We start from the raw sequence: 24,007 nt of genomic DNA, 5'->3' as shown, positions 1-24,007 counted from the left end.
GCGACAGAGTCGTCGCCGGGCCGCCGTCCCGTGCGTGCTCGCGGCTTCGGGAATCAGGCCGCCCGATTGAGCCGGGCGGCGATTCCGTGGCCGATCAGCAGGTAGATCACGGCCGGGAGACCGTAGTTCAGGACGACGCGTATGCCTTCCGTGTCCATGGTGAATATGTCCTGGGCCCACCAGCCGAGCCAGTCGGCCGTGCCCTGAACGAATTCGACGAATACGTTCGCCTGGTTGGCGCCGAGCAGAAAGAGCACGATCCACAGGACCAGGAACCCTGCCGCGACATCCGCGATGGTGCTGATGGTCAAAGCCGTGCGCCGCGTGCCGTTCTGACGGCGCACCATGCGCTCAGAATCCATGGGCTGATGCTGCGCGGGGTATCCCGAGGCCGGGTCCATGTTGCTCACGAGAATTCCGTTCCGAGGAGTTGTACGTCGACTTCTCTGTGCTTCTGCGCCGCGACGGCCGGAAAGTGTTACACCGCTGCCGGGCGGGGTCGTCGGGCACGCAATCCCTATCGCTCGTCGGAGACCGTGACGGGTTCGTCGCTCCGCAATTCCTTCACGAGCTGTTTGACCTTCGGCATGTCCCACGCCAGATTGCCGCCGACGCTGCCTGAGATCGGCATGTTCATGGACTTGCCCTGCCCGCCGTTGACGCCCTTCATGGCGAGGAACATCCGGCCGAGCTGGTAGGGATTCATTTCCTTGTCGACAACGAGCGTGTCGAGGCCGGCGTTCATGAGGGGGTAGAGCTTGAACGGGTTGAGGGCCGTGCTCGGCGACGCGGCCTGGTTCGAGAGGGTGGAGAGGAACTTCTGCTGGTTCTTGGTGCGGTCCAGGTCACTGCCGCTGAAGGCGTGCCGGGTACGGACGTAGGCGAGGGCCTGCTTGCCGTCCAGGGTCTGCTCGCCGGCCTGGAAGTCGGCCCCCGACCACTTGTCCTGGAAGCCCTTGTCGAGCTTCATGTCGACGCCGCCCATGGCGTCGACGACGTTCGCGAAACCGGCGAACCCGATCTCCGCGTAGTGGTCGATGTGCAGGCCGGTGTTGTACTCGACGGTCCGCGTCAGCAGCTGCGGGCCGTCGAAGGCGTACGCGGCGTTGAGCTTGTTGGCGCCCATGGCGGGCCGCAGCTGCCCGGACTCGGAGCCGCGGAACGACGGGATGTTCACGTTCGAGTCGCGCGGCAGGGAGATCAGCGTCGGATCGCCCGCGCCGACGTGCAGGATCATCATCGAGTCGGTGCGCCTGCCTTCGGCCGCGCCCGTGTGCAGGTCCTTCTCCTCCTGCTTGGACATGCCCTCGCGGCTGTCCGAGCCGACGATGAGGTAGTTCGTGCCCTCACCCTCGCCCGGGCGGTCGACGACCTTGCCGAGATCGACTTCTTTTCGAAGGTTGGAATCGATCCAGAAATAGGTGCCGCCCACAATGAGCAGGAGAAGGACGAGGAGCGATATCAGGAGCCTTCTGAATCTGCGACCACGCCGGGGGCGGACCGGGCCGGAATCATAGGGAACGCCGCCACCTTGTCGCGGTGGCGGCGTCGGTCCCTGTGGTCCAGGGCCCCGCATGCCGTCCGGGCGAGGAGCGGCGTAATCGCGCTCGTACCGATCTTGGAAATCGACGTTCTGGACGCCGCGCCTCTGATTCATGCGGGGCAGTGTGCATTCCGGACCGCCCTCCGGGGCAAGTCGCGGAAGGTGGCGGCGCAAAAGGGGCGCCGAGCTACAAGCCGTCCACGGAAATCGGGGTTCACGCCTCAATTCCGACAGCGGGACGCGGAGTTCCCACTCCCGATGTCCACATCCATCCCCGAACGCTCACAATGCCGCACGGAATCATCCCCCGGAATTCAGCGCGGCCCGGCTCGGCCGGACGCCGGGATCCGGATCAGCGCAATCCGGCGAAAAGGTCGTTCTCGGGCAGTTCCGCATCCGTGGTGTCCTTGACGCGGACGAAGGTCTCCAGGCCCATGAAGTCGCCGAACCGTTCCTTGCCCATCTTGAGGAAGAAGATGTTCTCGCCCTGGCTGGCGTGCGCGGCCAGCGAGTCGAACTTCTGGTCGCTGAACGCGGTGGTGTCCACCCATGTGGTGATCTCGTCGTCGGGCAGGCCGATCTCGGCCAGCGCGGCGGCCTCGGCGGGGTCCGGCTCCGGCATGTCCTCGTTGAACTCGCGCATGATCTCGCCGAAGCGCTGCATCCCCGAGCGGGGCATCGTCGTCCAGTACACCTTCGGCGTGAAGTCGATCATCTCCAGCGCCGCCATGGTGATGCGGTTGGCCTGGATGTGGTCGGGGTGGCCGTAGAAGCCGTTCTCGTCGTAGGTGACGACCACATCGGGGCGGTAGTGGCGCATCAGCTCCGCGAGCCGGGCGGCGCCGACCTCGACGGGGGTCTGCCAGAAGGAATCGGGGGCTTCGTTGCTCGGCCAGCCGATCATTCCGGAGTCGGCGTAGTCCAGCGTCTCCAGGTCGCTGATCTTCAGGACCTCGCAGCTCTGCTCCAGCTCCTGGCGGCGCATCTTGGCGACGGCCGCCGGATCGTGCCCGGGTTCGCCGGGCTTGACGCCTCCCGGCCCGTCACCGCAACCGCCGTCGGTACAGGTCACGAGCACCGTGCGGATGCCTTCCGCCGCATACCGCGCGAGGACCCCTCCCGTGCTGGTGGCCTCGTCGTCGGGGTGGGCGTGCACGGCCATGAGCGTCAAGGGTCGGTCGGTCATGAAAGCGTCCTCCTGCGGAAACATGTCTGGTCCGGCCGCACGGCCGCATCGGCCGGGCGCCGGTCCCTCGGCTGATGCAACCGTGCGGGACGCACCGCCTGTTCCCGGCGTGACGGATTCGACCCTCACGGGCCGCCGGGGCCGGTTCGGCCTTCCCGGGCCGCCGGGGCCGGTTCGGCCTTCCCGGGCCGCCGCGGCCGGTCAGGTCAGCTCCTCCGCGAGCAGATCCATCAGCAGCCCGTCCTCCCAGGCCCCCGTCCGGTGGTTGCGCCAGTACGCCCGCATGACTCCCACGGGCTTGAAGCCGACCTTGGCGTAGCTGCGGATCGCGACGGTGTTGGCGGCGGCGGGATCGATGGTGAGCCGGTGGTGACCGCGCTCGCGCACCAGCCACCGGGCGAGCGTGCGCACCGCGTCGGTCCCGAGCCCCTGCCCGTGCCGCCGCGCCGTCAGGAAGACGTCGATGCCGGCCCTGCGGAACTCCGGGTCGTCCTCCTCGTCGAACTGGATCATGCCGATGACCTCGCCCTCGAAGACGATGGCGAGGTCGCCCTCGAAGTCGTCCGGGGGCGACCACCACGCGGCGACCTCCGGTTCGCGCACGATCTCGGCGAGGATCGCGACGTCGCCGCTCGCCACCGGTCGCAGGAGGACCTTGTCCCCGTTCAGCTCCATGGCTCCATGGTCCCCGCGCGGCCCCGACACCTCAACGGGATTCCGGGCGGCGGGCCTATCGTCGCCCCATGACCACTCTGCTGATCGCGGGCATGCCGGCCGCGGGACACGTCAACCCCACCCTCCCCGTCGTCACCGAACTCGTCCACGCGGGCGTCGAGGTCGTCTACCTGTGCGACGCCGAGTTCGGGGACCGCATCCGGGGCGCGGGCGCGCGGTTCGTGCCGTATCCCGAGGGTGTGCTGACGGCCCGTGACATCGCGGAGGCGACGCGGGGCGGGAGCAGCGTGGACGTGGTCGTGAAGGTGCTGCGGGCGTGTTCGGCGCTCGTACCGTTCGTCGTCGAGCAGGCCAGGGCGCTGGGCCCGGCGGCGTTGATGCACGACTCGAACGCACTGTGGGGACGGCTGGCCGCGACCGCCCTGAACCTGCCCACGATCTCCTTCATGACGACCTTCCTCGTCGGGAGCGGCGCGGTGAAGGCCCTCACGGTGCGCGAGAACCTGGCCGTCGTCGGCCCGGCCCTGCGGGACATGCCGGCCGCGCTGCGGGCCAAGCGCGCCCTGATCAACGAGTTCGGGACGGACGCCGTCCCGCCCACCCCGATGCTCCCGCTGCGCGGCGACCTGACGCTCTTCCCGATCCCCGAGGAACTCCAGTCGCCCGACCCGCGCCTGGACGCCGGCTGCCGCTTCACCGGCCCGACCGTCTCCCCGGACGCCGTCCCCGCACCGCTCGACCCGGAACTCGCCGCGCACGTGGCGGGCGGGGACCCGGTCGTCCTGGTCTCGCTCGGCACGCTGCACGACGGCGGCGCCGACTTCTTCCGCGCCTGCTGCACGGCGCTCGGCGACCTTCCGGTCCGCGTCGTCCTCGCCACCGGCAGCGGAGTCGACCCCGCCGACCTGGGAGCCACACCGGCGAACACCCTCGCCCGCCGCTCTGTCCCCCAACTCGCCCTCCTGCGCGAGGCGTCGGCGTTCATCACCCACGGCGGCATGAACAGCGCGCTGGAGGCGCTGAGTTGCGGGGTGCCGCTGGTCGTCGTACCGCAACAGGTGGAGCAGTTCCTGATCGGCCGCGCGCTCGCGGAACGCGGCGCGGCGGTGGTACTCCGCCACCCCCTGTCCCACCGCCCCGTCCCGCCCTCCGCACTGCGCGCGTCCGTCGAGCGGGTGCTGGGGGACCGGGGTATGGCGGATGCCGCCGCTGGGATGGGGCGGAGGTTTCGGTCGGAGGGAGGGGCGGGGCGGGCGGCGGAGCTGGTCCGGGGGCTGCTGGAGGGCTGACACGGAGGGCGGCGCCCGGCTACCCGTCCGGCGCGACGACCGGCAGTACCGCCACCACCGTCTTGCCGCCGGGCGGGTGGGCGACCGTTTCCCAGTGGGTGCACAGGGCCGATACGAGCAGCAGGCCGCGGCCGTGCGTGGGGAGCGGGGTGCCCGTCGGGCGGCGGTGGGGGAGGCGGTCGCCGCGGGCGTCGGTGAGCTCGATGCGGAGGTGGCCGGCCACCGCGGCGTACATGAGTGCCATGCGGAAGCCGCGGCCGGGAAGGCGGCCATGTGTGACGGCGTTGGCGGCGAGTTCCGCGACGACGAGTTCGGCACGCTCCGTGAGGTCGGAGGAGGCGCCCCAGGAGCGCAGTGTGGTGACGCAGAGGTGACGGGCGAGGCGCGCGCCCCGGGGTGTCGAGGGCAGGAGCGTGGTGAACATGTGGGCCGGTGACGTGAGTTGGGGTGACGAGGGGTGGGTCATGAGGGCAGCGTGGTGCCCGGGTGGCGGTGGGTGCGAGGGGTGAGGGCCGTACGGGGAGTCAGCGTACGGGCACGCGGGGTGGACAGTACGCAGGGTGACTCGTCACTCTGAGTGCATTCAACGCGGGGAGCCGTCGTGATGCGGCGCGGAGGAAGGGGCGGCGCATGAGCGGCGTCGAAGAGGTCGAGGTCGAGCGGGAGCCCCAGCCGTCGGACAGTCTGCGCACGTTCGGCGCGGTCGTCCAGGCCCTGCGGGAGCACGCGGGGCTGAGCAGGGACGAGCTGGGGACGCGGGTCCGGTACTCGAAACACACCGTGGAATCGGTGGAGTTGGGGCGCCGGATGCCGGACGAGGCGTTCGTGCGGCGCGCCGAGGAGGCGCTCGGCAACACGGGCGCCCTGTGCAAGGCGGCCCGGCACCTCACGCGCGGCGATGCGGGGCTCGCGGCGTGGTTCCGGCGGTGGGCGCGCCTGGAGCGGGAGGCGGCGAGCCTGTGCATGTACGAGTGCCGGCTGGTGCCGGGGCTGCTGCAGTCCAGGTCGTACGCGCGGGCGGTCTTCGAGGGCACCATTCCGCTGCGCACCGACGAGGAGTTGGAGGCCCAGTTCGCCGCCCGGATGGAGCGGCAGACGATGATGCGGGAGCGGCCGACCGTGCCGTTCGGCTTCATCGTCGAGGAGCATGTGTTCCGGCGACGGTTCGGTGACGCGGACGCGATGCGGGAGTCCTTCGATCACGTCCTTGAGCTGAGCGCGCCGCGCAATGTGACGCTCCAAGTGGTGCCGATAGAGGGCGGATTGCATGCCTGCCTGGACGGGCCGGTGCGGATTCTGGAGACGGTCGAGGGGCGGCGGCTCGGGTACTCGGAGGGGCAGGAGAACGGGCGGTTGATCTCTGGCCCGAAAGAGGTGAGTGTGCTCTGCCAGCGCTATGACACACTGCGCTCGCAGGCCCTGAACCCCAAGGAATCGAGGGCCCTGCTGGAGCGACTGCGAGGAGAGCTATGAGCAGCGTCACGACGGGACTCGCCTGGTTCAAGTCCAGTTACAGCGGCAGTCAGGGCGACGACTGCGTGGAGGTCGCGATCGCCGAACGGGCCGTCCACGTACGGGACTCCAAGGATGTGCGCCGCCCCGCCTTCGCCGTGGGGGCCGACGGATGGGGGCGGTTCGTGGGGTTCGTGGCGGGGCGCTGAGCGCGGGCTCGTCACACGAGGGCGCCCGCGGGCTCGGCGGTGAAGGTGACCGTCGTGCGTTCGGACTCGACGCCGCGGGCGTTCGTAGCGAAGATCCTCAGCGTGTGCGGGCCCGCGGGCCAGGCCGTCTCACGCGTCCAGGCCCAGGCGCCGTCGGCGCCGACGCCGGTCTTGCCGACGTAGCGGCCGTTCTCCCAGAACTGCACGGTGACGGCTCCGCGGGCGGTGCCGGTGAAGTCCCCGGTGCCGCCGTGGACGTGCACCAGCGGTGGCGACACCCAGGTGCCGGGGGCGGCGGTGGCTTCGAGGTACGTGTCGAGGGCCGGGCGGTCGGCGGCCGGGTCCTCGTAGCCGTTGCGTACGAACCCCATGCGCGGGGCGATGCCGTCGACGAGGAGGTTGACGATGCCCATGATGACGGGGACGTTCCGGCCGGCGACCTGGGTGTGGTCGGACACGTAGGGGGAGTCGGTCAGGATGAAGTTGAAGTTGTCGTAGCCGTGGAAGGAGAGCAGATGGGGCTTGATCTGGGTCTCGTACTGCTCGTCCCCGGCCGATGAGAACAGGTAGATGTTGGCCTCGCGGTTGCGCTCCTGCCGGACGAGGTCGGGCAGGCAGGCGTCCAGCGCCGCCACGGCCTCGTCGGACACCTGCTCGCCGGCCATGAAGCGCGCGGTCTCCGGCTTCACGTGCCGGACGTAGGAGCCGATCGAGAACTGGGGCACGACGGCCACGATGTTGCCGAAGTCATGGCTCAGCCCGTAGTGGAGCGCGGCGCTGGCGCCCTTGGAACTGCCGACCAGGGTGCAGTCCCGGCGGGTGAGGCTCAGGGCGTCAAGGAACCGGTCGACGACGGCGAGGACGGACCGCTCGACGGAGAAGTCCATGCCCTTGCACAGGTAGTAGCTGTTGTGGCCGTCGAAGCGGTCGCGGATCCACAGGACGTTGGCGCGCACGTTGTCGAGGACGCCGTTGGACCAGCCGTAGTCCTCCGGCGCCGAGAAGTTGGCGAAGACGACGACCAGATGACGGTTGCCCCGCCTGGCCGGATAGAACCGGTACTCGACGGGCAGCTCGCCTGAGGTGTCGGTGCCGGTGTGCAGGCGCCGGCCCTTGGTGGACATGGTTGCCATGGGTGGGGTCCTCTCAGGCCGCGAGGTGGCCGTGGTCGTGGTCGTGCGGGGCCGGGCGTCCGGTCTCGAGACCGGCGGCGGACAGCATCCGGTCCGTCACGCGGGCGGCCGCGTCGCCGTCGTCCAGGTCGCAGAACTGGCGCTGGAACCGCCGGTACGCGAGGGAGTACCGCTCGCGCAGTCCGTCGGCGTCGCGGATGGCGTCGATGAGCTGCTCGGACGTCGGAAGCAGCGGGCCCGGCGCATGCTGTTCGAAGTCGAAGTAGAAGCCGCGCAGCGTGTCCCGGTAGTGGTCGAGGTCGTAGGTGAAGAACAGCATGGGGCGGCCGGTGTTCGCGAAGTCGAACATCAGCGAGGAGTAGTCCGTGACCATCACATCGGTGATCAGCATCAGGTCGGCCATGTCCGAGTAGTCGGTGACGTCCCAGACGAAGCCGTCTCCCGCGCCGGGCACCGGGTCGATCACATTGGGGTGCCGGCGGACCAACAGGACGTGGTCGTCGCCGAGTCGGCGGCGGGCGTCGTCCAGGTCGACACGGAAGTCGAGCCGGTACTTCCCCGGACCGTAGGCGAGATGGTCGCGCCAGGTGGGTGCGTACAGCACGACGCGCTTGCCCTCCGGCAGCCCGAGCCGGCGCCGCACCTGTTCCGCGCGCTCGGCGCTCTCGGGGCGGTGGTGGATGTCGTTGCGCGGATACCCGGTCTCGAGCAGCTCGCCCTCGAAGCGGAAGGCGCGCCGCATGATCGGTGTGGAGAAGGAGTTCGGGGAGACCAGCATCGACCACTGCGCGACCTCGGTGGGCAGCCGCTCCAGATAGCCGTTGTCCGCGAAGTGCAGGGTGTCGATGTCGTGGGCGATCTTCTTCAACGGGGTGCCGTGCCACGTCTGCACCACGATCTGCTCCTCGCGGCGGCGGAAGAACCGGGGCAGATGGTTGTTGTAGACGAGGAAGCGGCTGCGGGCCAGCGCCTCGTGCCACTGCGGCGACCACATGCGGACGGCCTTGGCGCCCGCCGGTACTTCGAGCTGGTCGTCGCGCACGACCCACAGCAGGTCCAGATCGGTGCCGCGCCGGACGAGTTCGTCGAAGACGGCGCGCGGGCTGCCCGATATCTGGGTGCCGCGGAAGCTGTCGAAGAGCACGGCCTCGCGGAGCGGCCGCTCCGCGCAGGCCGGATAGTGCTTCCTGCGCAGCAGCTTCTGGCGGTACGGGCCGCGGCCCTCCACCGGCATTCCCGTGCGGGCGAGGAGGGTGAACCGGTCATGCCACTGCGTCTGCACGATGTACTCGCGGCCGTCCACGTCCGCCGACACGGGCATCCGGGCGATGAGGTCGCGGTGCACCTTCATCGGCACGTCGAGCGGGGCGGCGTCGCCCGGCTGCACCAGCCGGAAGCCGAAGTCCCAGCGTCCCGTGGCGAGGGCCGCCACGCCGTTGACGCTCTCCACGTGGGCCGGGTCGAGCCGTACCCGGAAGCGGCCCGCCACGCAGCGCACGGGGAAGCGGAGTTCCTCGCGCTTGGAACGCGGGCAGACCACCAGGCGAAGTCGCTCGCGCTGCCGCTCGGACAGTCCCTCGTAGCCGGGGAAGTGGCCCTCCACGGTGAGGGTGCCGTCCTCGTCCCAGACGCAGGAGTCCGCCACCGGGGCCGCGGCGCGCTCGAAGAACACCAGGAAGCCCTGGGCGTTGCGGTGCACCACGGCCTCGCGGTCCACGGCGCCCGCGCCGTCCCTGTCCGGAGCGGGATAGGTGCCGTCGGGCACGTCGGGATTGACGACGGGGTGCAGGGGGCGCTTCCGGCCCGGGATGTGCAGGGTGGTCTTCCAGCCGGTGGCGCCCGACGTCGAGGACGCGGGTTCGGAGCCGTCCTCGCGGCGGACGGTCGACGGGACGAGCTCGGGCAGCGGCACGCGCACCCGGAAGTGGCACCAGCCCTTGCCGCCGGGGGTGAAGACGGCCGGTACCTCGTGCCGGCCCGTGCCGCCGAGCCCGCTCAGGCGCAGCGTGCCGCCCTCGGGGGTCTCGTCGAGCAGCGCCACACCGCGCAGTTCCACATGGTCGCCGCGCAGGCTGTGGGCCTCGATCCGGCAGCGGACCCGCTCGACGCGGATCTTGAGCGAGCCGTCGACGAAGAGCGGTACGACGCGGGTGTTCTTCTCCACGTAGAACGGCGCCGGGTGCGAGGCCGTGCAGTTGTCGCCCGCGATGATGCCCTTGCGGCGGTAAAGGCCGCGGCTCACCGTCCCGACGCCCACGTCCCAGACTCCCTCGACCCACTTGCCGCCGCGCTTGAGGCGCTGGGGGTCGACCGTCGCCGCGAACCCCGCCCAGTCGTAGTTGTAGCGGCTCTGGTTCGAGTACTCGGTGGCCTCCGGGGCGTACGTCGTGCGGGCCCGCACCAGTTGGGGGCGCCGGCCCAGCTTCTTGTTCCGCAGCGCGAGGACCTTGACGGTGTGGCGGCGCTTGTGGATGTTGAGGTTGCGGACGTACGCGCGCCCGGTGAGCTTCAGCTTCCCGTCCTCCCAGTGGGCCGAGGCGAGCGAGGAGCGCATCGTGAACTCCCGGCCGAGGCGGTACGCGGCGCGGGGCACGCCCACGGAACGGTCGCCGAGGAACGGGTAGTCGAGGTACCGGCGGAAACGGCGGCGGACCGGGATGGGGCCGCCCCGGCGCTCGAACTCCAGCACCTCAAGGAGCTCGTCCATCTTGCGGGCCCGCACCAGATGCCATTTGACGCGGGTGGCCGCGGGAAGCCCGTCGATGACGGTGGGGTCCGTGGTCGCCAGGTACGCGTTGGCGTGCTCCAGGAAGTAGGCGCGGCACTCCTCGTCGGCCTCGGGCATCGCGTTGAGGTGGTGCATGAGATCGACGCCGATCGCGGCCTCGTCGTAGCGGCGCTTGTGCTCCGCGAACTCCGGCTCCGGGCGGCTGCCGAGGTACCCGCTCACTTCCCGCACGGCGGCGATGCGGTCGCGCACGTTGGTCAGCGCGTGGTTGGCCTGCGTGATCGACGGGGCGGCGCCCCCGTCGCGGCGGCGCCAGAAGTACACGGGCGTGCCGACCACGTCGACGGCCGCGGCGCTGTAGTGGGCGTAGAGGTTGACCCAGATGTCCTCGTAGAGCACGCCTTCGGGGTACGTGATCCGCGCGCGGTCCCAGAACGAGCGGCGGAAGACCTTGTTCCACACCGTCCGGTCGTACATCAGGTCCTGGTCGCGGGTGATGTGGGTGCGCCGGCGGTCCCGCTTGAGGTGCTCGTGGTGGAGGTTGGAGGGCCACACCGCCTGCGAGTTCATCATCCGCACATTGCCCGACACGAAGTCGGAGCCGCTGTTCTCCAGCGTGCTGATCAGCAACTCGTGCGCGTAGTCGGGGATGACGTCGTCGCCGTCCACGAAGGCGAGGAACTCGGCCTCGGGGTCGGCCGCGCGGATCGCCGTGTTCCGGGCGTGCCCGGGGCCGTGCGCCTCCTGCCGGACGAGCCGGAAGCGCGGGTCCCTGCGGCAGTGTTCGGCGGCCAGCTCGGTCGAGCCGTCGGTGGAGCCGTCGTCGACGAGGATCGCCTCGAAGTCCTCGAAGGTCTGCCGCGAGACGGACCGCAGGCACTCCTCCAGGTACCGCTCGACGTTCTGGAACGGTACGACGATGCTGAGCCGCGGTGGCATGGAAGGGTCCTCCCTGGTGGCTGTTGCGAAGACCTGTCGGATCAGTACGGGCCGGGGCCGCGGTCCTTGCCCGCGATGACCGGGCTGAGGGTGCGCAGGGCGAGGCCGGCGGCGATCAGCGTGAGGCAGCCGACGACGAGGCCGAGCAGCGCGAGCGGGCTGAGGGTGCCGGTCATGGCGAGGGCGCCGGTGCCCGCTCCGCCGAGTGCGGCGGTGCTGGTGGGGTTTCCGTACATGGTGCTCAACTCCTTGGCAGGGGTGGGTGAGTGGACGGTTCGGAGCAGTGGCTCAGGTGGTTCAGGTGGTTCAGGTGGCGACCCAGTGGGCCTCGCGGCGCAGCACCAGGTCGACGAGCGAGCGGACGAACACCGCTTGCCGGAAGATGTCGTAGAGCAGCTCGGGTATGAGGGGCAGCGCGAGGAGGGTGGCCCGCCAGCCGAGGCGGCGCACGGTCAGGGTCCGCTCGACGACGAAGATCAGCATGATCGAGGACCAGAACAAGGACATGCCGCCCCAGCCCACGACGGCGAGGTTCAAGACCGCGTACAGGAAGAAGAGGCCGAGTGCGAGGGCGCCGACGCCGAGCATGATCTGCTGCCCGAAGTACTTCCTGGTGACCGACGTCCAGCCGTAGTCGCGCAGGTTCTCCAGGGCGCCGCGCTGCCAGCGCAGCCGCTGGTGCCACAGCTTGCCGACCGAGGGCATCACCTCGGTGACCAGCCAGCAGCCGTCGGGGGAGACGGTGCGGTACCCGAGCGTCTTGACGGCCTTGGTGATCTCGTCGTCCTCGGTGAGGGACGCGAGCGAGTAGTAGCTCTCGCCGCCGCCGATGACCCCGTCGAGGCGGGCCCGGCGCACCTCGCGCAGGACACCCGCGCGGAACAGACTGCCGGTGCCGGTGAGGACGACGGCCTCGTTGTTCTTGCGGCGGATCTCCAGGGCGTAGCGCTGGTACTCCATGCGCTGCAGCTGGCCGAGCACGCCGCCGCCGGGTTCGCCGTAGAAGATGCCGCCGACCGCGCCGACCGTCTCGTCCTCCATGGCCTGGACCGCGCAGCCCACGAACTCCGGGTTGAGGACGGTGTCGGCGTCCTGCACGAGCACGAGGTCCTCGTCGGCCAGGTCCGCGATCAGGGGAGCCATGGCCTGGTTGAGGGCGCCGGCCTTCTTGTCCCTGTTGTCCGTGGGCACGAAGACCTCGGCACCGCAGTACTCGGCGATGCGCGCGGTGCGGTCCGTGCAGTTGTCGGCGACGACGACGATGCGGTCCGGGCGGACCGTCTGGCGGTACAGGCCCGCCAGCGTGGCGACGATGCGGTCCTGCTCATTGTGTGCGGGGATGAGTGCGACGAGTGTCATTGACGAGCTGTCCCTTGCTCTGTCGAGGACTGTCACAGGCGGATCGCCTGGCGACGTCTTCGACTCTGAGCGCGCAGGGGAGCAGCGAGGTCGTACGAAGGTTGCGCGACGGTTGCAGCGGCTCCGGAGCGACAGAAGGGGACTTTGGGCCCGGGACCTACGCCAGGTGCGAGGCGGGCGGAACGTACCGGTAGCCGACTCCCCGCACGGTCTCGATGGGGGCCTTGGCGCCGGTGGCGCGCTCGATGCTGCGGCGCAGGCGCAGGACGGCGTGCTTGACCTTGCCCGCGTCGCCCTCGGGACGGCCGCGCCAGGCATGGTGCAGCAGCTGCTCGGGGGAGAGGACCTGTCCCGCGTTGCGGGCGAGGAAGTGCAGCAGGTCGAACTCCAGCGGGGTCAGTGGCACGTACTGGCACCCCATGGTCACCTCGCGGGTGGCGAGGTCGATCCGGAGGCAGCCGTCCTCCAGGAGCTGGTCGGGCGGCGACACGGGCGTCGCGCGGCGCAGCCGGGCCATGATCAGGGCCTTGGCGAGTCCCTCGGGCATGTCGCGCCAGAGCACGTCGTCGGCGCCGGAATCGAGGGCCCGCAGGGCGTCAGCCTCGTTGAAGCGCCGGGCGGCCACCATCACCCGGAGGTCCTCGGACATGTCCCGGACCCGCCGGAGCACCTCCCAGGGGCCCGGATCCTGTACGTGGAGGCCGAGGACCAGCAGGTCGGGCCGGTAGCGGTACAGGTCGCGCAGAGTGTCGTGTCCGCTGTGCGCGAGGTGGTAGGAGAAGCGGGGGTCCTCGAGCTCGTCCAGCCAGTCCAGGGGGGCATCGGGCGCCGCCGCCACCAGGAGCAGCGGCAGCGCCCGTCCTCGCGTGCCGCCGGGGGATGCCTGCATATCCCACATCGTCGGACCGCCGGGAGTGTGTGTCGACCTGGGATCACCCGCGACTCATACCCCCGGGTGGTACCTCCGCTCCACGTGTCCCTTCAGGTCCTCCGGATAGAAGTACACCGGCCGCAGGTCACCGCTCGCGTACCGCTTCACCTGGTCGCCGAAGTGCGGGGACTCCGGGTGGCCGCTGGCGCCGCCCGCCGTGATCGCCCAGGCCCGCAGCTTCGGGCCGAACTCGACGACGGCCACGAAGCTGTTGCCGCTCGTGCCGTAGTAGCGCTTCGTGCCCGGGTAGCGCTTCGCGCCGAAGGAGGCGAGGGAGCCCCACTGGGCGGAGGTGAAGGGGACCGGGTAGCTGGGCTTGCTGTCGTCGAAGGTCTGGGTGATCGCGCCGTCGTTGCGCTGGTAGCGGTTGATCTCCGACCACGGGACCCGCCAGCCGCCGAAGTCCTGCGTCAGGCGGTCGACCGCCGATTCGAGCGCGTCGACGCGCTGCGCGTCCGTGGCACGGTCGGCCATGTAGTCCCAGACGGAGAGGCGCGCGTCCGCCGCGGCCTTGGAGACCAGGGCCCAGAGCGCCTCGCCCCAGAAGACGGCCAGTGAGGTAGCCGTCGACTTGGCCGACCAGCGGTAGTCCCATTCGCGCAGCAGGTCGGTCGGCGCAGCGAGCTTCCTCTTGCGTGCGCTGCCCGCGGGCAGCCTGTCCGCCGCCTTCACCAGGCCGGGCAGAAGGCGGGCGAACGCCGTCAGGTACGGGTCGAAGGCGCCCTCGATGAGGGTCTGCGGGGTGAAGTCGTCGCGCGAGGTCAGGACGCGGATCGCGTGCGGGCCGCGCGGGTTCTCGCCCGCCTTGTCGAAGTAGCGGGGGTAGTCGGACGCGTGCGGGCTGTCCGCACCGGCCGCCGTCCAGGGCCAGTTGTTGCTGTTGAACGCCCAGCCGCTCTTCGGGTTCACCGCCTGCGGCATGCTGGCGAGGGTGTGCAGGCCGTGCCAGTCGGTGGCCGGGTCGCTGCCGTCCACCGGCTTCATGTAGTCGAAGCGGTCGTCGCGGACCGGCATGAACTGCGGCATCAGGAAGGCGATGGCACCCTTCGAGTCCGCGAAGAGCGTGTTGTTGGAGCTGTTCGCCTTCAGCTCCGCCACCGCTCGGTACTCGGCGTAGTCCCGGGTCGTCGTGCGCAGGAAGCTCTGCTTCAGCGCCTCCACCGGCTTGTTCATCAGCGCGCACGCGATCCACTTGCCGTCCGCCTCGCGGACGACCGGGCCGTGGTGGGTCGCGTACGTCGTGAAGGTGTGGTGCTCCTTGCCGCCGCTCTCCGTACGGACGGCCAGGGTGATGTCCCGCGCCGTGACCGGTCGGTGCTCCTTGCCGTAGCGGTAGGTGTACGTGCCGTCCGGCGCGCGGTCGACGGTCTCCGCGAACTCGTCGATGTTGTCGACGCCGCTCGACGTGTGCATCCAGCCGGTGTTCTCGTTGAACCCCTGGTAGATGAAGAACTGGCCCCAGGTCGCGGCGCCGTAGACGTCGAGGCCCTCCTCGCTCGTCACATGCTGTTCCGCGCGGAAGAAGAAGCTGGTGTGCGGGTTGATGAGGAGGAGCGCGTTGCCGTCGCGGGTGTGGGACGGGGCGATGGAGATGCCGTTGGAGCCGGACGGTTCGCGGAACTTGAGGCCGCGTTCCTCCTCCGTCAGGGGGACCTCGCGCTGCGCGTAGAACGCCTCCAGCTGACTCAGCGCCACCGACTCGATGTCGCCTCCGATGCTGCCCTCGGAGAAGCTCAGCGGCATCCACGGCTCGAAGTGCGTGAGCACCCGCGGGCGTACGTCGGGGTGGGTCGCCAAGTAGTAGTTCAGGCCGTCGGCCCAGCCGCGCATCAGGGCGCGCAGCCAGGAAGGACACTTCGTGTACTGCTTCTTGAGGTCCTCCGGGTCGATGAACAGGCGCTGGCGCAGGTCCTGCCAGAGCGCGCTCTCGCCCTCGGACTCGGCGAGGCGGCCGAGGCTGACCAGGTAGTTGCGCTCGATGCGGTTGAAGTCGTCCTCGGCCTGCGTGTACATCATCCCGAACACCGCGTCGGCGTCCGACTTTCCGACCACGTGCGGGATGCCCCAGTCGTCGCGGGTGATCGTCACCCGGGCCGCTTGTCTCTTCCAGCGGGCGAGGTCCGCGGGGGAGGACTGGGCGGGGGCGGCGGACGCGGGGCCGGCTGGCAACGTTGTCGCGGCGACGGCGAGGGTGGCCGCCCCGCCGATCACCCGGCGGCGGCTCGGGCCGTTGTGCGGTGCCTGTTCTGCGTGACTCATGCGGTGCTCCACCTTCGTCAGGGCCGTGCGGGGGGTGGGGAACTGTCCACGGTGCGACGGGGTCGAGACTAAGAACCTCCCGGGCGATGATCAACAGTGCGTACGGGACCGGTCGTTGCCGGCTGCCCCGCCCGCGCTCACCCTCGCGGAGCGATGCGGGTCCGCGGCGCCGTGACGATGCTGTTCTCCCAAGTCCGGAGCGGTCGGGGGGACTCACTCATGGCATGGAACGTTCCGCTCGTGGTCCGTCGGCCGAAGGCCGTGACGTCCCGGACGGAGGCGGCGCCCGTTGTGGTGCGGCGCGTCGCGGGCTGTGTGGTGATCGAGGTGCGCGCGGCCATCGGTCCCGCCGCGGAGGCGCGGATCGGGCGGGTGCTGCACGGGGCCATCCGGCCGGGCGGCGCGGGTGTCGTGGTCGACCTGCGGCAGGTGCGGGACCTCGGCGTCAGCGGGCTCAGCGTGCTGCGGCTCGCCCGGCTGCTGGCGGCGCAGCGCGGAGTGGCGTTCGGGTTCGCCGGTGAGACCCGCCCGGTGCTCGAACTACCGCCGGGCTGAGGGGTGTTGGGGTGATACGTCCCCAGGGGCGGGTGAGGCTCACCCGTCGCGGAGGATGCCGGGAACGTGACCGCCTGCTTCGGTCGCGGCATGGGCGAGGCGAGTACGGACGGCGTGGTGTCGGTGGTCGGCCGGATGGCGCGGGGCGCGCTCGGTGTGCTGGGGGAGGTGCCGCGGGCGGTCGTCCGGCGGTCGGTCGGGGCGCTGCTCGACTGCCTGGACCTGGACGAGCTGGTCGAGCGGGTGGACGTGAACCGGGTCGCCGACCGGGTGGACGTCGGACGGGTCGCCGCGCGCGTGGACGTGGACGGGATCGCGGCGCGGCTGGATGTGGCGGCGGTCGTCGCGCGGGTGGACGTGAACGCGATCGCCGCGCGGATCGACGTGTCGGCGGTGACCGACCGGGTGGACGTGAACGCCGTCGCGGATCGGGTGGATGTGGACCGGGTGGCCCGGCGTGTGGACGTGGACGGTGTGGCGGATCGGGTGGATGTGGACCGGGTCGCCGATCGCGTGGATGTGGATCGCGTCGCGGCGCGCGTTGACGTGAATGGTGTCGCGGCGCGCGTGGATGCGGACGCGGTGGCCGACCGCGTGGACGTGGACCGTGTCGCCGATCGCGTAGACGTCGACCGTGTCGCGGGCCGTGTGGATGTCGACCGGATCGCCGCCCGCGTCGATGTCGACCGCATCGCGAGTCGTGTCGACGTCGACCGGATTGCCGCCCGCGTGGATGTCGACCGCGTCGCGAGCCGCGTGGACGTCGACCGGATCGCCGCCAGGCTCGACGTCGATGCCGTGCTCGTGCGGTTCGATCTGGTGGGGATCACCCGTGGGGTGCTGCGGGAGATCGATCTCGGCAGGATCGTGCGGGACACCGGGGGAGGGCTCACCGTGGAGGCGGTTGACGCGGTCCGGGTGCTCGGGCAGCGGGGGGACCGGAGCGTCAGCCGGTTCGCCGACAGGATGTTGCGGCGGGCCGGGAGCAGGGACGAGCGAACCCCATGACCGGCGGGCGGGAGGCCGCCGGGATCGTCTCGCGTGGGCTCGCCGCCCTGGTCGACGCGCTCGTCCTCGCCCTGATCGGGCTGGCCGTCGAAGTGGGCGCGGGATGTGCGCGGTTGGTGGTCCTCGGGCCGCCGTTCCAGTTTCCGGATGTTCCCAACTGGATCGCGGGGCCCGTCGCGTGGGCCTTCGCGGTCTGCTATCTCGGTGGCTCGTGGTCGGTGGTCGGGGCCACGCCCGGCGGCCGGCTGATGGGCGTGTGCGTGACGGACCGGGCGGGGCGGCGGCTGCGGGCTCCCCGGGCCCTCGCGCGGGCCGCGCTGTCCGTGAGCTTCCCGCTGGGGCTGCTCTGGATCCCGTTCAGCGGGCGCCGGGCGGCGTTGCCGGACCTCGTGGTGCGGTCCACGGTGTCGTACGACAGGCCCTACGCATGACGCTCCGGTGCCGGCGGTGCCATCGGTGTCCGTGGCAGCAGTGCCGCCGCCCAGAGGCCGCCGAGCCCGACCGCCGCGAGGACCGCCAGCGCGACGGCGTAGGGGCCGACGGCCGGATCGGCGACCAGGATCGTGCCGGCGAGCGCGGTGCCCACGGAGGAGCCCAGGTTGGACACGCTGCGGGACAGGCCGGAGATCTCGCCCTGAAGGTCCTCGGGGAAGCTGGACTGCACCACGTTGACCGACGGTGTGAGCATGAGGCCGAGCCCCAGGCCGATCAGAAGGAGACCGGGCGTGGAGGCCCACGCCTTCGGGGAGCTGTTCGCCACGGCCAGCAGGACGCCGATGCCGCACACCGTGAGGGCGAAGCCGGCCATGATGAGGGTGCGCTGTTCACGGCGCTTGGCGAACCGTTCCGCGCCGAGCGAGCTGATGAGCAGGCCGACGGTCGACGCGGTGAAGATGACTCCGGTCTCGATGGCGTTGTAACCGCGTACGACCTGGAGATACGCGGCGACCACGAACGACACCCCCATGAGCATCAGCCACTGGGTGTGCTGGGTGATCAGGCCGAGGTTCGACGTCCGGACGCGGAACAGCTGGGTGGGCAGCAGGGGCTGGGCGCCGGCCCGTTCCCGCCCCCGGACCCAGCGGAAGAACGCCACCAGGACCAGGGTGCCGACCAGCAGCAGCGCGCCCATGAGCCACGCGTTGTCGTCCGCCGCGAGGATGCCGAGGACCACGAGGACGAGCCCGGTCGCCGACAGGATCGCGCCCACCGTGTCGAAGTGGCGTTCGCGGTCCGCGGGGAGCGGGTCGTCCAGGCCCCGGCTCAGCACGATGATCGCCGCGATCACCACCGCCTGGAACACGAACGCCGCCCGCCAGCTGACCGCCGACGTGATCAGGCCGCCGAGCAGCGGGCCCGTGGCGGCGCCGATGCCTGCGAAGGCCATGATCGTGCCGAACGCCTTCGCCCGGCTCGTCACTTCGGTGAAGAGGAGCGTGGTGAGGATGTAGACCGGCGGGATCAGCAGGGCGGTGCCGACGCCCTCCAGGATCGAGTTGCCGAGGATCAGCACGCCGAGGCCGGGCGCCGCCGCGCTGAGCAGCGCCCCGACCCCGTAGATCGCGAGACCGAGGACGAGGCAGCGCTTGCGGCCGTAGCGGTCGGCGAGGATCCCGCCGGGGATCATCAGCGCGGCCATGACCAGCAGGAAGACGGTGATCGCGGTCTGGACGCCCTGCACGCTGGTGTCCAGGTCCTTGCTGATGTCGTGGATCATCACGTTCATGTTCGACCCGGCGAAACTGCAGATGAACTGGGCCAGCGCGAGCGGCGCGAGGATGCGGCGCTGCCTGCCGCGGTCCTGGCCGCGGCCGTCGTCGGGTCCTGCCGGCGGCTTTCGGCCGTCGGCCGCCTCGGGAGTGCTCGCCACGCTCATCGCCTCGCTTCAGCTCGCGGCCCTGACCCCCGACAGCCTCCGTGCGGGGCCCCGCGAGGTCGTCACCCCCGGAGGGTGACGACCCGGCCCCGCACGGCCCTGACACTCGGCGGCACAGCGGTGCAATCGGCACCCTCCTCAACCCTTGGGGGTCCTGCGATGGCCACCTCGACCACTTCGCAGCACGGCATGGGCAGCGCGAAGGAAGCGGCCGCCGGCGGGCTGACCGTCTTCGCGGCGGTGATGCTCTTCATCTCGGGGTCCATGGGCTTCTGCCGCGGCCTGATGGCGGTTCTGAAGGACAACGTCTTCCTCCGGACGCCCGACTACACCTTCGAGTTCGACCTCACGGCCTGGGGCTGGATCCACATGCTCCTCGGCGCGGTCGCCGTGATCGTCAGCTTCGGCCTGTTCGTCGCGATGAAATGGGCGAGGGTCGTCGGCGTGCTCCTCGCCGCGCTGATCCTGATCGGCAACTTCCTCTCCATCCCCTACTACCCGTTCTGGTCGTTGACCCTGATCGCGCTCAACGCGCTGGTGATCTGGGGCCTGTGCGTGGTGAAGCGGGACACGCTGTACTGACCGGTGGGACCGCGGCGGACACGGACCGAGGTGGCTCATGAAGGACGGCCGGGCGCGCACGGGGGACGAGCGGGCCGAGCGGATCGCCGAGTTCATCGCGCCCCTGCGGGTCGAGCCCGGAGCGAAGGTGCACCTGTCCGAGGACTTCGATCCGACCAGCAAGTCGGGCCTGAAGAACAAGCGGCAGGGCAAGGCGCTGCTGGCCGAGGGCGTCGCCCTGCTCGCCGACCACCAGCGCAGGCTGGCCGCCGAGGGCACGCACGGCGTACTGCTGTGTCTGCAGGCCCTCGACGCCGGCGGCAAGGACGGCACGATCCGTCATGTCATGAGCGGCGTGAACCCGCAGGGTGTGCGCGTGGCGGGGTTCAAGGTGCCCTCGCACGACGAGCTGAGCCACGACTATCTCTGGCGCTACTCCCGCGCGCTGCCGCGCCGCGGTGAGATCGGCGTCTTCAACCGCTCCCACTACGAGGAGGTCCTCGTGGTGCGGGTGCACCCCGAACTCCTCGACCGCCAGTGGCTCCCGGGCCGCGAGCGGAGCGGGAAGGCGCTGTGGCGCAGGCGCTATCGCGAGATCAACGAGTGGGAGCGGTATCTGACGGACAACGGATTCCGGATCGTGAAGCTGTTCCTGAACCTGTCCAAGGAGGAGCAGCGGGTCCGCTTCCTCAAGCGCATCGACGTACCGGAGCGGAACTGGAAGTTCTCGGCGGCGGACGCCCGCGAGCGGGCCCGCTGGGACGACTACCAGGCGGCCTTCGAGGACATGCTGTCCGCCACGAGCACCCGCTGGGCCCCGTGGTACGTCGTGCCCGCCGACCGCAAGTGGTACGCGCGGATCTGCGCGGCGGCCGTGCTCGCGCACACCCTGATGGAGATCGATCCGCGGTACCCGGTCATCGACGACGAGACCCGCCACGAACTGGAGCTGGAGAAACGGAAGTTGGAGAAGGAGGCACCCACCGGGGCCGCGGCCGACCCGTACACGGCCGGGAGGCGGTCCCGGTGACCGCCGCGACGACCGGCCCCGGCGCCTTGCCCGAGGAGAAGCCGATACCGGGCAAGCTCGTCGCCCGGCGGAGGTGACCCCGCGGTGCCCAAGGGTCTGCCGATGCCGCCGGGTGTCCGGACGCTGCGCGCCTATCGGCGTTCCTGGCTGGTCAAGGACCTGGTGGCTGGCGTCGTCCTGACCACGCTCCTGGTGCCTCAGGGCATGGCCTACGCCGAGCTGGCCGGGCTTCCGGCGATCACTGGGCTCTACACGTCGGTGATGTGCCTGCTCGCGTACGCCGTGGCGGGTCCCTCCCGGATTCTCGTCCTCGGGCCCGACTCCTCGCTCGGCCCGATGATCGCGGCGACGATCCTGCCGCTGGTCGCCTCGGGCGGCGACAGCGGGCGCGCGGTCGCCCTGGCCTCGGTGCTCGCCCTGATGGTCGGCGCGATCACGATCCTGGCGGGCGTGGCACGCCTGGGCTTCATCGCCGACCTCATCTCCAAGCCCACGATGATCGGCTACATGAACGGCCTCGCCCTGACCATCCTGGTCGGCCAGCTGCCGAAGCTGTTCGGGTTCTCGGTGGACGCGGACGGCCTGATCGGTGAACTGGAAGCGCTGGTACGGGAGTTGGCCGACGGTGCGCTGGTCCCGGCGGCGGTGGCCGTGGGCGGCGGATGCATCATCCTCGTCCTGCTGTTGCAACGGCTGCTGCCGAAGGTGCCCGCCGTGCTCGTGATGGTGGTGCTCGCCATCGGCGCGACCGTCGCGTTCGACCTCGGGGAGCACGGGGTGAAACTGGTCGGCCGGCTTCCCGAGGGGCTGCCGCCGTTCACCGTCCCCGACGTCCGCTGGGACGATCTCGGCCCGTTGTTCGTGGGTGCTCTCGGCATCGCCCTGGTCTCCCTCGCCGACACCATCTCCAACGCCTCCGCGTTCGCGAACCGCAGCGGCGAGGAGGTCCGCGGCAACGACGAGATGGTCGCCATCGGCGCGGCGAACGCGGCGGCCGGTCTCTTCCAGGGTTTTCCCGTGAGTACGAGCGGGTCGCGGACGGCGGTGGCCGAACGGGCGGGCGCGAGGACGCAGTTGACGGGGCTCGTGGGCGCGGCGCTGATCCTGCTGATGCTCGTCCTGCTGCCCGGCCTCTTCCGCAACCTGCCGCAGCCCGCGCTCGCCGCCGTCGTCATCACGGCGTCCCTGTCGCTGGCCGACCTGGCGGGGGCGGGGCGGCTGTGGCGGCAGCGCAAGGCCGAGTTCTGGCTGTGCACGGCTGCGTTCCTCGGCGTCGCACTGCTCGGGGTGCTGCCGGGGATCGCCGTCGCGGTCGGCCTGTCGATCCTGAACGTCTTCCGGCGCGCGTGGTGGCCGTACAGCGCGGTGCTCGGGCGGGTGGCGGGACTTGAGGGCTACCACGATGTGCGGTCGCACCCCGATGCGACGCTCCTGCCGGGGCTCGTGCTGCTGCGCTTCGACGCGCCGCTGTTCTTCGCCAACGCGAAGTCGTTCCGCGACGAGGTGCTGCGCGCGGTGCGGCGGGAGACGGAGCCGCGGTGCGTGGTCGTCGCCGCGGAGCCGATCACGGATGTCGACACGACGGCGGCGGACGTCCTGGAGGAGTTGGTCGAGGCGCTCCGCGGGCGGGGTGTGGACCTGGTGTTCGCCGAGCTGAAGGATCCGGTGCGGCGGAAGGTGGAGCGGTATGGCTTGGCTCGTACGTTCGGGCCCGATGCGTTCTTCCCTACGGTCGAGAGCGCGGTGGAGTGGTTCCGGTCGCGGGGCGGAGCCCCGAGGCCGTAACGCCGGTGCCGGTCACGCCTACGCGGCCAGCAGGTGTGTGCCCCATGCCGGGAGGTCCACGTACAGACCCGTGTCCAGGAGCTCCGCGCCCGAGCGTTCGTACTGGTCCGTGCCCAGGAGGCTCGTCAACTGCCAGGTTCCAGGGCCCAGTTCGGGCCACGGGAGGCGGATGCGGCCCTGGGCGCGGTGGTCGGAGAGGTTGACCACCGACAGGAAGCGGCCCGCCGGGCCCGTCCAGCACGACGCGATCAGGGCCGCCGCCGAGGCGTTGTCCGGCCAGCCCGCGCAGTCGAGGAGCCGCCAGGTACCCGTGCGCATGCCGCTGTGGTGCACGGCGGACAGCAGTCGCTCGTGGAAGGAGCGCAGCTCGTCGTCGGAAGGCTCGTCGGGGCGCCGGTCGAGGAACACCGGGAGCTGCACGCGGCGCCCGGTGAACTGGCCCTCGTGCCACAGCGTCGCGCCGGGCAGCGCGGCGATCAGGGTCGCCGCCGCGCGCTCCTTGTCCGGGGCCATGGTGTGCGCGGCGCGCGGCTCGTCGTGGTTCTCCAGGAAGCGGACGAGGCCGCGCTGGTACGTCTCGTCGACGCCCAGATGGGCGCGCACCGACGCGGCGTCGTGCGTGAGGATCCGGTCGTAGAGCCGCTTGTCGTAGCAGAAGTCGAAGCCCTGCTGCTGAAGCGCCCATTCGAGGTCCCAGTACGCCTCCGCCGCGAACAGCATGTCCGGGCGGTCACGGCGCACCGCACCGAGGACCTCGACCCAGAACTCCTGCGCGGGACGCTTCCCGGCGCGCTCGCCCCAGGTGCGCTCGAAGACGTCGTTCGTCATCAGCATCGCCATGTCGCAGCGCACGCCGTCGCAGAACCGGCCGATGTGGTCGAGGATCTCCACGGTCGAGCGGCGCAACTCCGGGGCGAACGCATTGAGTTGGACGACGTCCGGCCACGGCGGGAAGAACGGGTCCCGGCCCCGCGCGAGCACCGCGCGCCCCGTGTCGAGGAAGCCGTCCGGGTCCCGCCGCAGGTCCTCGGCGTCGCCGCGCACGAACAGCTCGGGGTACTCGCCGACCCACGGGTTGTCGGGGGCCACATGGTTCGGAACGTAGTCGAGCAGCAGCCCGACGCCCCGCCGGTCGAGTTCGGCGCGCGCCGCCGTGAGGCCGACGGCCCCGCCGAGCGCCGCGTCGACCTCGTAGCGGCGGACGCAGTACGGGGAGCCGGCGATGTCCTGCTCGCCGATGCCGGGGACGGCCGCCTCGAACGCGGCCCGCAGCTTGGGGTTCTGGAGGGCGATGGCGCGCCCCTGCGGGCTGCGCTCCCACACACCCATCAGCCACACGGCATCGACGCCGGACGGAGTGATCTCGTCCCAGATGTCCTTGGGCACGTCCGCGAGGCCGATCTCGCGGCCGAGCCTGCGTCCCGTCTCCCGCAGCCACACCCGGGTGTTGACCTCGTGGATCACGGGCTGCGCCGGTGAAGCGGCCATC

General features: G+C 70.8%; 22 protein-coding genes. 9 read left to right on the top strand and 13 right to left on the bottom strand.

What is annotated here, in order from left to right; translation table 11 throughout:
* Positions 1-53: 53 nt before the first annotated feature.
* The 4 genes from ACFV9W_RS36800 to aac(6') all read right to left on the bottom strand — a co-directional run bounded on the left by ACFV9W_RS36800 (position 54) and on the right by aac(6') (position 3,404).
* Positions 54-362 carry a hypothetical protein gene (locus tag ACFV9W_RS36800; protein ID WP_385770017.1) on the bottom strand — a complete coding sequence of 103 codons (309 nt, stop codon included), beginning with the start codon at positions 360-362 and terminating at the stop codon, positions 54-56.
* 155 nt (positions 363-517) lie between these two features.
* A complete protein-coding gene (locus ACFV9W_RS36795) occupies positions 518-1,717 on the bottom strand; it encodes an LCP family protein (protein WP_385770013.1) in 1,200 nt (399 codons plus the stop codon).
* A 178-nt stretch (positions 1,718-1,895) separates the two neighbouring features.
* Positions 1,896-2,729, bottom strand: coding sequence for a PIG-L family deacetylase (locus tag ACFV9W_RS36790; RefSeq protein ID WP_385770011.1), 834 nt, complete (start codon positions 2,727-2,729; stop codon positions 1,896-1,898).
* Between the two features lie 201 nt (positions 2,730-2,930).
* Positions 2,931-3,404, bottom strand: a complete 474-nt coding sequence (aac(6'), locus tag ACFV9W_RS36785; protein WP_385770009.1) for an aminoglycoside 6'-N-acetyltransferase — start codon at positions 3,402-3,404, stop codon at positions 2,931-2,933.
* Positions 3,405-3,472: 68 nt separating this feature from the next.
* On the opposite strand from aac(6'), the gene ACFV9W_RS36780 reads away from it, so the two are divergent.
* Complete coding sequence (locus ACFV9W_RS36780) at positions 3,473-4,693, top strand: macrolide family glycosyltransferase (protein WP_385770007.1); 1,221 nt, start codon at positions 3,473-3,475, stop codon at positions 4,691-4,693.
* Positions 4,694-4,712: 19 nt separating this feature from the next.
* Here ACFV9W_RS36780 and ACFV9W_RS36775 read toward each other — a convergent pair whose 3' ends face one another.
* On the bottom strand, positions 4,713-5,159 hold the full coding sequence (locus ACFV9W_RS36775) for an ATP-binding protein (protein WP_385770005.1): 447 nt from the start codon (positions 5,157-5,159) through the stop codon (positions 4,713-4,715).
* Positions 5,160-5,323: 164 nt separating this feature from the next.
* Between ACFV9W_RS36775 and ACFV9W_RS36770 the strand changes: the two genes are divergently transcribed.
* Positions 5,324-6,166: a Scr1 family TA system antitoxin-like transcriptional regulator gene (locus ACFV9W_RS36770; protein ID WP_385770003.1), complete on the top strand. Its 843-nt coding sequence runs from the start codon at positions 5,324-5,326 to the stop codon at positions 6,164-6,166.
* Entirely contained in the window at positions 6,163-6,354 is a 192-nt protein-coding gene (locus ACFV9W_RS36765; protein ID WP_385770001.1) for a DUF397 domain-containing protein, read from the top strand. The genes ACFV9W_RS36770 and ACFV9W_RS36765 overlap by 4 nt, the downstream gene beginning before the upstream one ends.
* Positions 6,355-6,365: 11 nt before the next feature.
* Here ACFV9W_RS36765 and ACFV9W_RS36760 read toward each other — a convergent pair whose 3' ends face one another.
* The 6 genes from ACFV9W_RS36760 to ACFV9W_RS36735 form a co-directional block, all read right to left on the bottom strand.
* The gene (locus ACFV9W_RS36760; RefSeq protein WP_385769999.1) at positions 6,366-7,487 is read right to left on the bottom strand and encodes a hypothetical protein; all 1,122 of its coding nucleotides are present in this window, start codon (positions 7,485-7,487) and stop codon (positions 6,366-6,368) included.
* 13 nt (positions 7,488-7,500) lie between these two features.
* Positions 7,501-11,154: a CDP-glycerol glycerophosphotransferase family protein gene (locus ACFV9W_RS36755; RefSeq protein WP_385769997.1), complete on the bottom strand. Its 3,654-nt coding sequence runs from the start codon at positions 11,152-11,154 to the stop codon at positions 7,501-7,503.
* A gap of 41 nt (positions 11,155-11,195) precedes the next feature.
* Positions 11,196-11,390: a hypothetical protein gene (locus tag ACFV9W_RS36750; RefSeq protein ID WP_385769995.1), complete on the bottom strand. Its 195-nt coding sequence runs from the start codon at positions 11,388-11,390 to the stop codon at positions 11,196-11,198.
* A gap of 70 nt (positions 11,391-11,460) precedes the next feature.
* Positions 11,461-12,513, bottom strand: coding sequence for a glycosyltransferase family 2 protein (locus ACFV9W_RS36745; protein WP_385769993.1), 1,053 nt, complete (start codon positions 12,511-12,513; stop codon positions 11,461-11,463).
* Positions 12,514-12,670: 157 nt separating this feature from the next.
* The gene (locus ACFV9W_RS36740; protein WP_385769991.1) at positions 12,671-13,402 is read right to left on the bottom strand and encodes a response regulator transcription factor; all 732 of its coding nucleotides are present in this window, start codon (positions 13,400-13,402) and stop codon (positions 12,671-12,673) included.
* 54 nt (positions 13,403-13,456) lie between these two features.
* Positions 13,457-15,703, bottom strand: coding sequence for a penicillin acylase family protein (locus ACFV9W_RS36735; RefSeq protein ID WP_385769989.1), 2,247 nt, complete (start codon positions 15,701-15,703; stop codon positions 13,457-13,459).
* Between the two features lie 219 nt (positions 15,704-15,922).
* Between ACFV9W_RS36735 and ACFV9W_RS36730 the strand changes: the two genes are divergently transcribed.
* The 3 genes from ACFV9W_RS36730 (at position 15,923) to ACFV9W_RS36720 (ending at position 17,697) form a co-directional block, all read left to right on the top strand.
* On the top strand, positions 15,923-16,258 hold the full coding sequence (locus ACFV9W_RS36730) for an STAS domain-containing protein (RefSeq protein WP_385769987.1): 336 nt from the start codon (positions 15,923-15,925) through the stop codon (positions 16,256-16,258).
* Between the two features lie 66 nt (positions 16,259-16,324).
* Positions 16,325-17,266, top strand: a complete 942-nt coding sequence (locus ACFV9W_RS36725; protein ID WP_385769985.1) for a hypothetical protein — start codon at positions 16,325-16,327, stop codon at positions 17,264-17,266.
* A complete protein-coding gene (locus ACFV9W_RS36720; protein ID WP_385769983.1) occupies positions 17,263-17,697 on the top strand; it encodes an RDD family protein in 435 nt (144 codons plus the stop codon). Before ACFV9W_RS36725 ends, ACFV9W_RS36720 begins: the two co-directional genes overlap by 4 nt.
* Here the strand turns inward: ACFV9W_RS36720 and ACFV9W_RS36715 are convergent.
* Positions 17,688-19,136, bottom strand: a complete 1,449-nt coding sequence (locus tag ACFV9W_RS36715) for an MFS transporter (RefSeq protein WP_385769981.1) — start codon at positions 19,134-19,136, stop codon at positions 17,688-17,690. The two genes, ACFV9W_RS36720 and ACFV9W_RS36715, sit on opposite strands and share 10 nt — an antisense overlap.
* A gap of 165 nt (positions 19,137-19,301) precedes the next feature.
* Here ACFV9W_RS36715 and ACFV9W_RS36710 point away from each other — a divergent pair, with 165 nt between their 5' ends.
* From ACFV9W_RS36710 to ACFV9W_RS36700, 3 genes are all read left to right on the top strand, one after another.
* Positions 19,302-19,724, top strand: coding sequence for a hypothetical protein (locus ACFV9W_RS36710; protein WP_385769979.1), 423 nt, complete (start codon positions 19,302-19,304; stop codon positions 19,722-19,724).
* A 37-nt stretch (positions 19,725-19,761) separates the two neighbouring features.
* A complete protein-coding gene (locus ACFV9W_RS36705) occupies positions 19,762-20,733 on the top strand; it encodes a polyphosphate kinase 2 family protein (protein ID WP_385769977.1) in 972 nt (323 codons plus the stop codon).
* A gap of 102 nt (positions 20,734-20,835) precedes the next feature.
* Positions 20,836-22,518, top strand: a complete 1,683-nt coding sequence (locus ACFV9W_RS36700; protein WP_385770015.1) for a SulP family inorganic anion transporter — start codon at positions 20,836-20,838, stop codon at positions 22,516-22,518.
* Between the two features lie 18 nt (positions 22,519-22,536).
* Here the strand turns inward: ACFV9W_RS36700 and ACFV9W_RS36695 are convergent, their stop codons facing one another.
* Positions 22,537-24,006 carry an alpha-amylase gene (locus ACFV9W_RS36695; RefSeq protein WP_385769975.1) on the bottom strand — a complete coding sequence of 490 codons (1,470 nt, stop codon included), beginning with the start codon at positions 24,004-24,006 and terminating at the stop codon, positions 22,537-22,539.
* Position 24,007: the final 1 nt, after the last annotated feature.

Source organism: Streptomyces sp. NPDC059897 (genome assembly GCF_042730865.1).
Taxonomy (GTDB): domain Bacteria; phylum Actinomycetota; class Actinomycetes; order Streptomycetales; family Streptomycetaceae; genus Streptomyces.
Note: the sequence above shows the minus strand (reverse complement) of the source record. Positions and strands in the feature narration are given on the sequence as shown.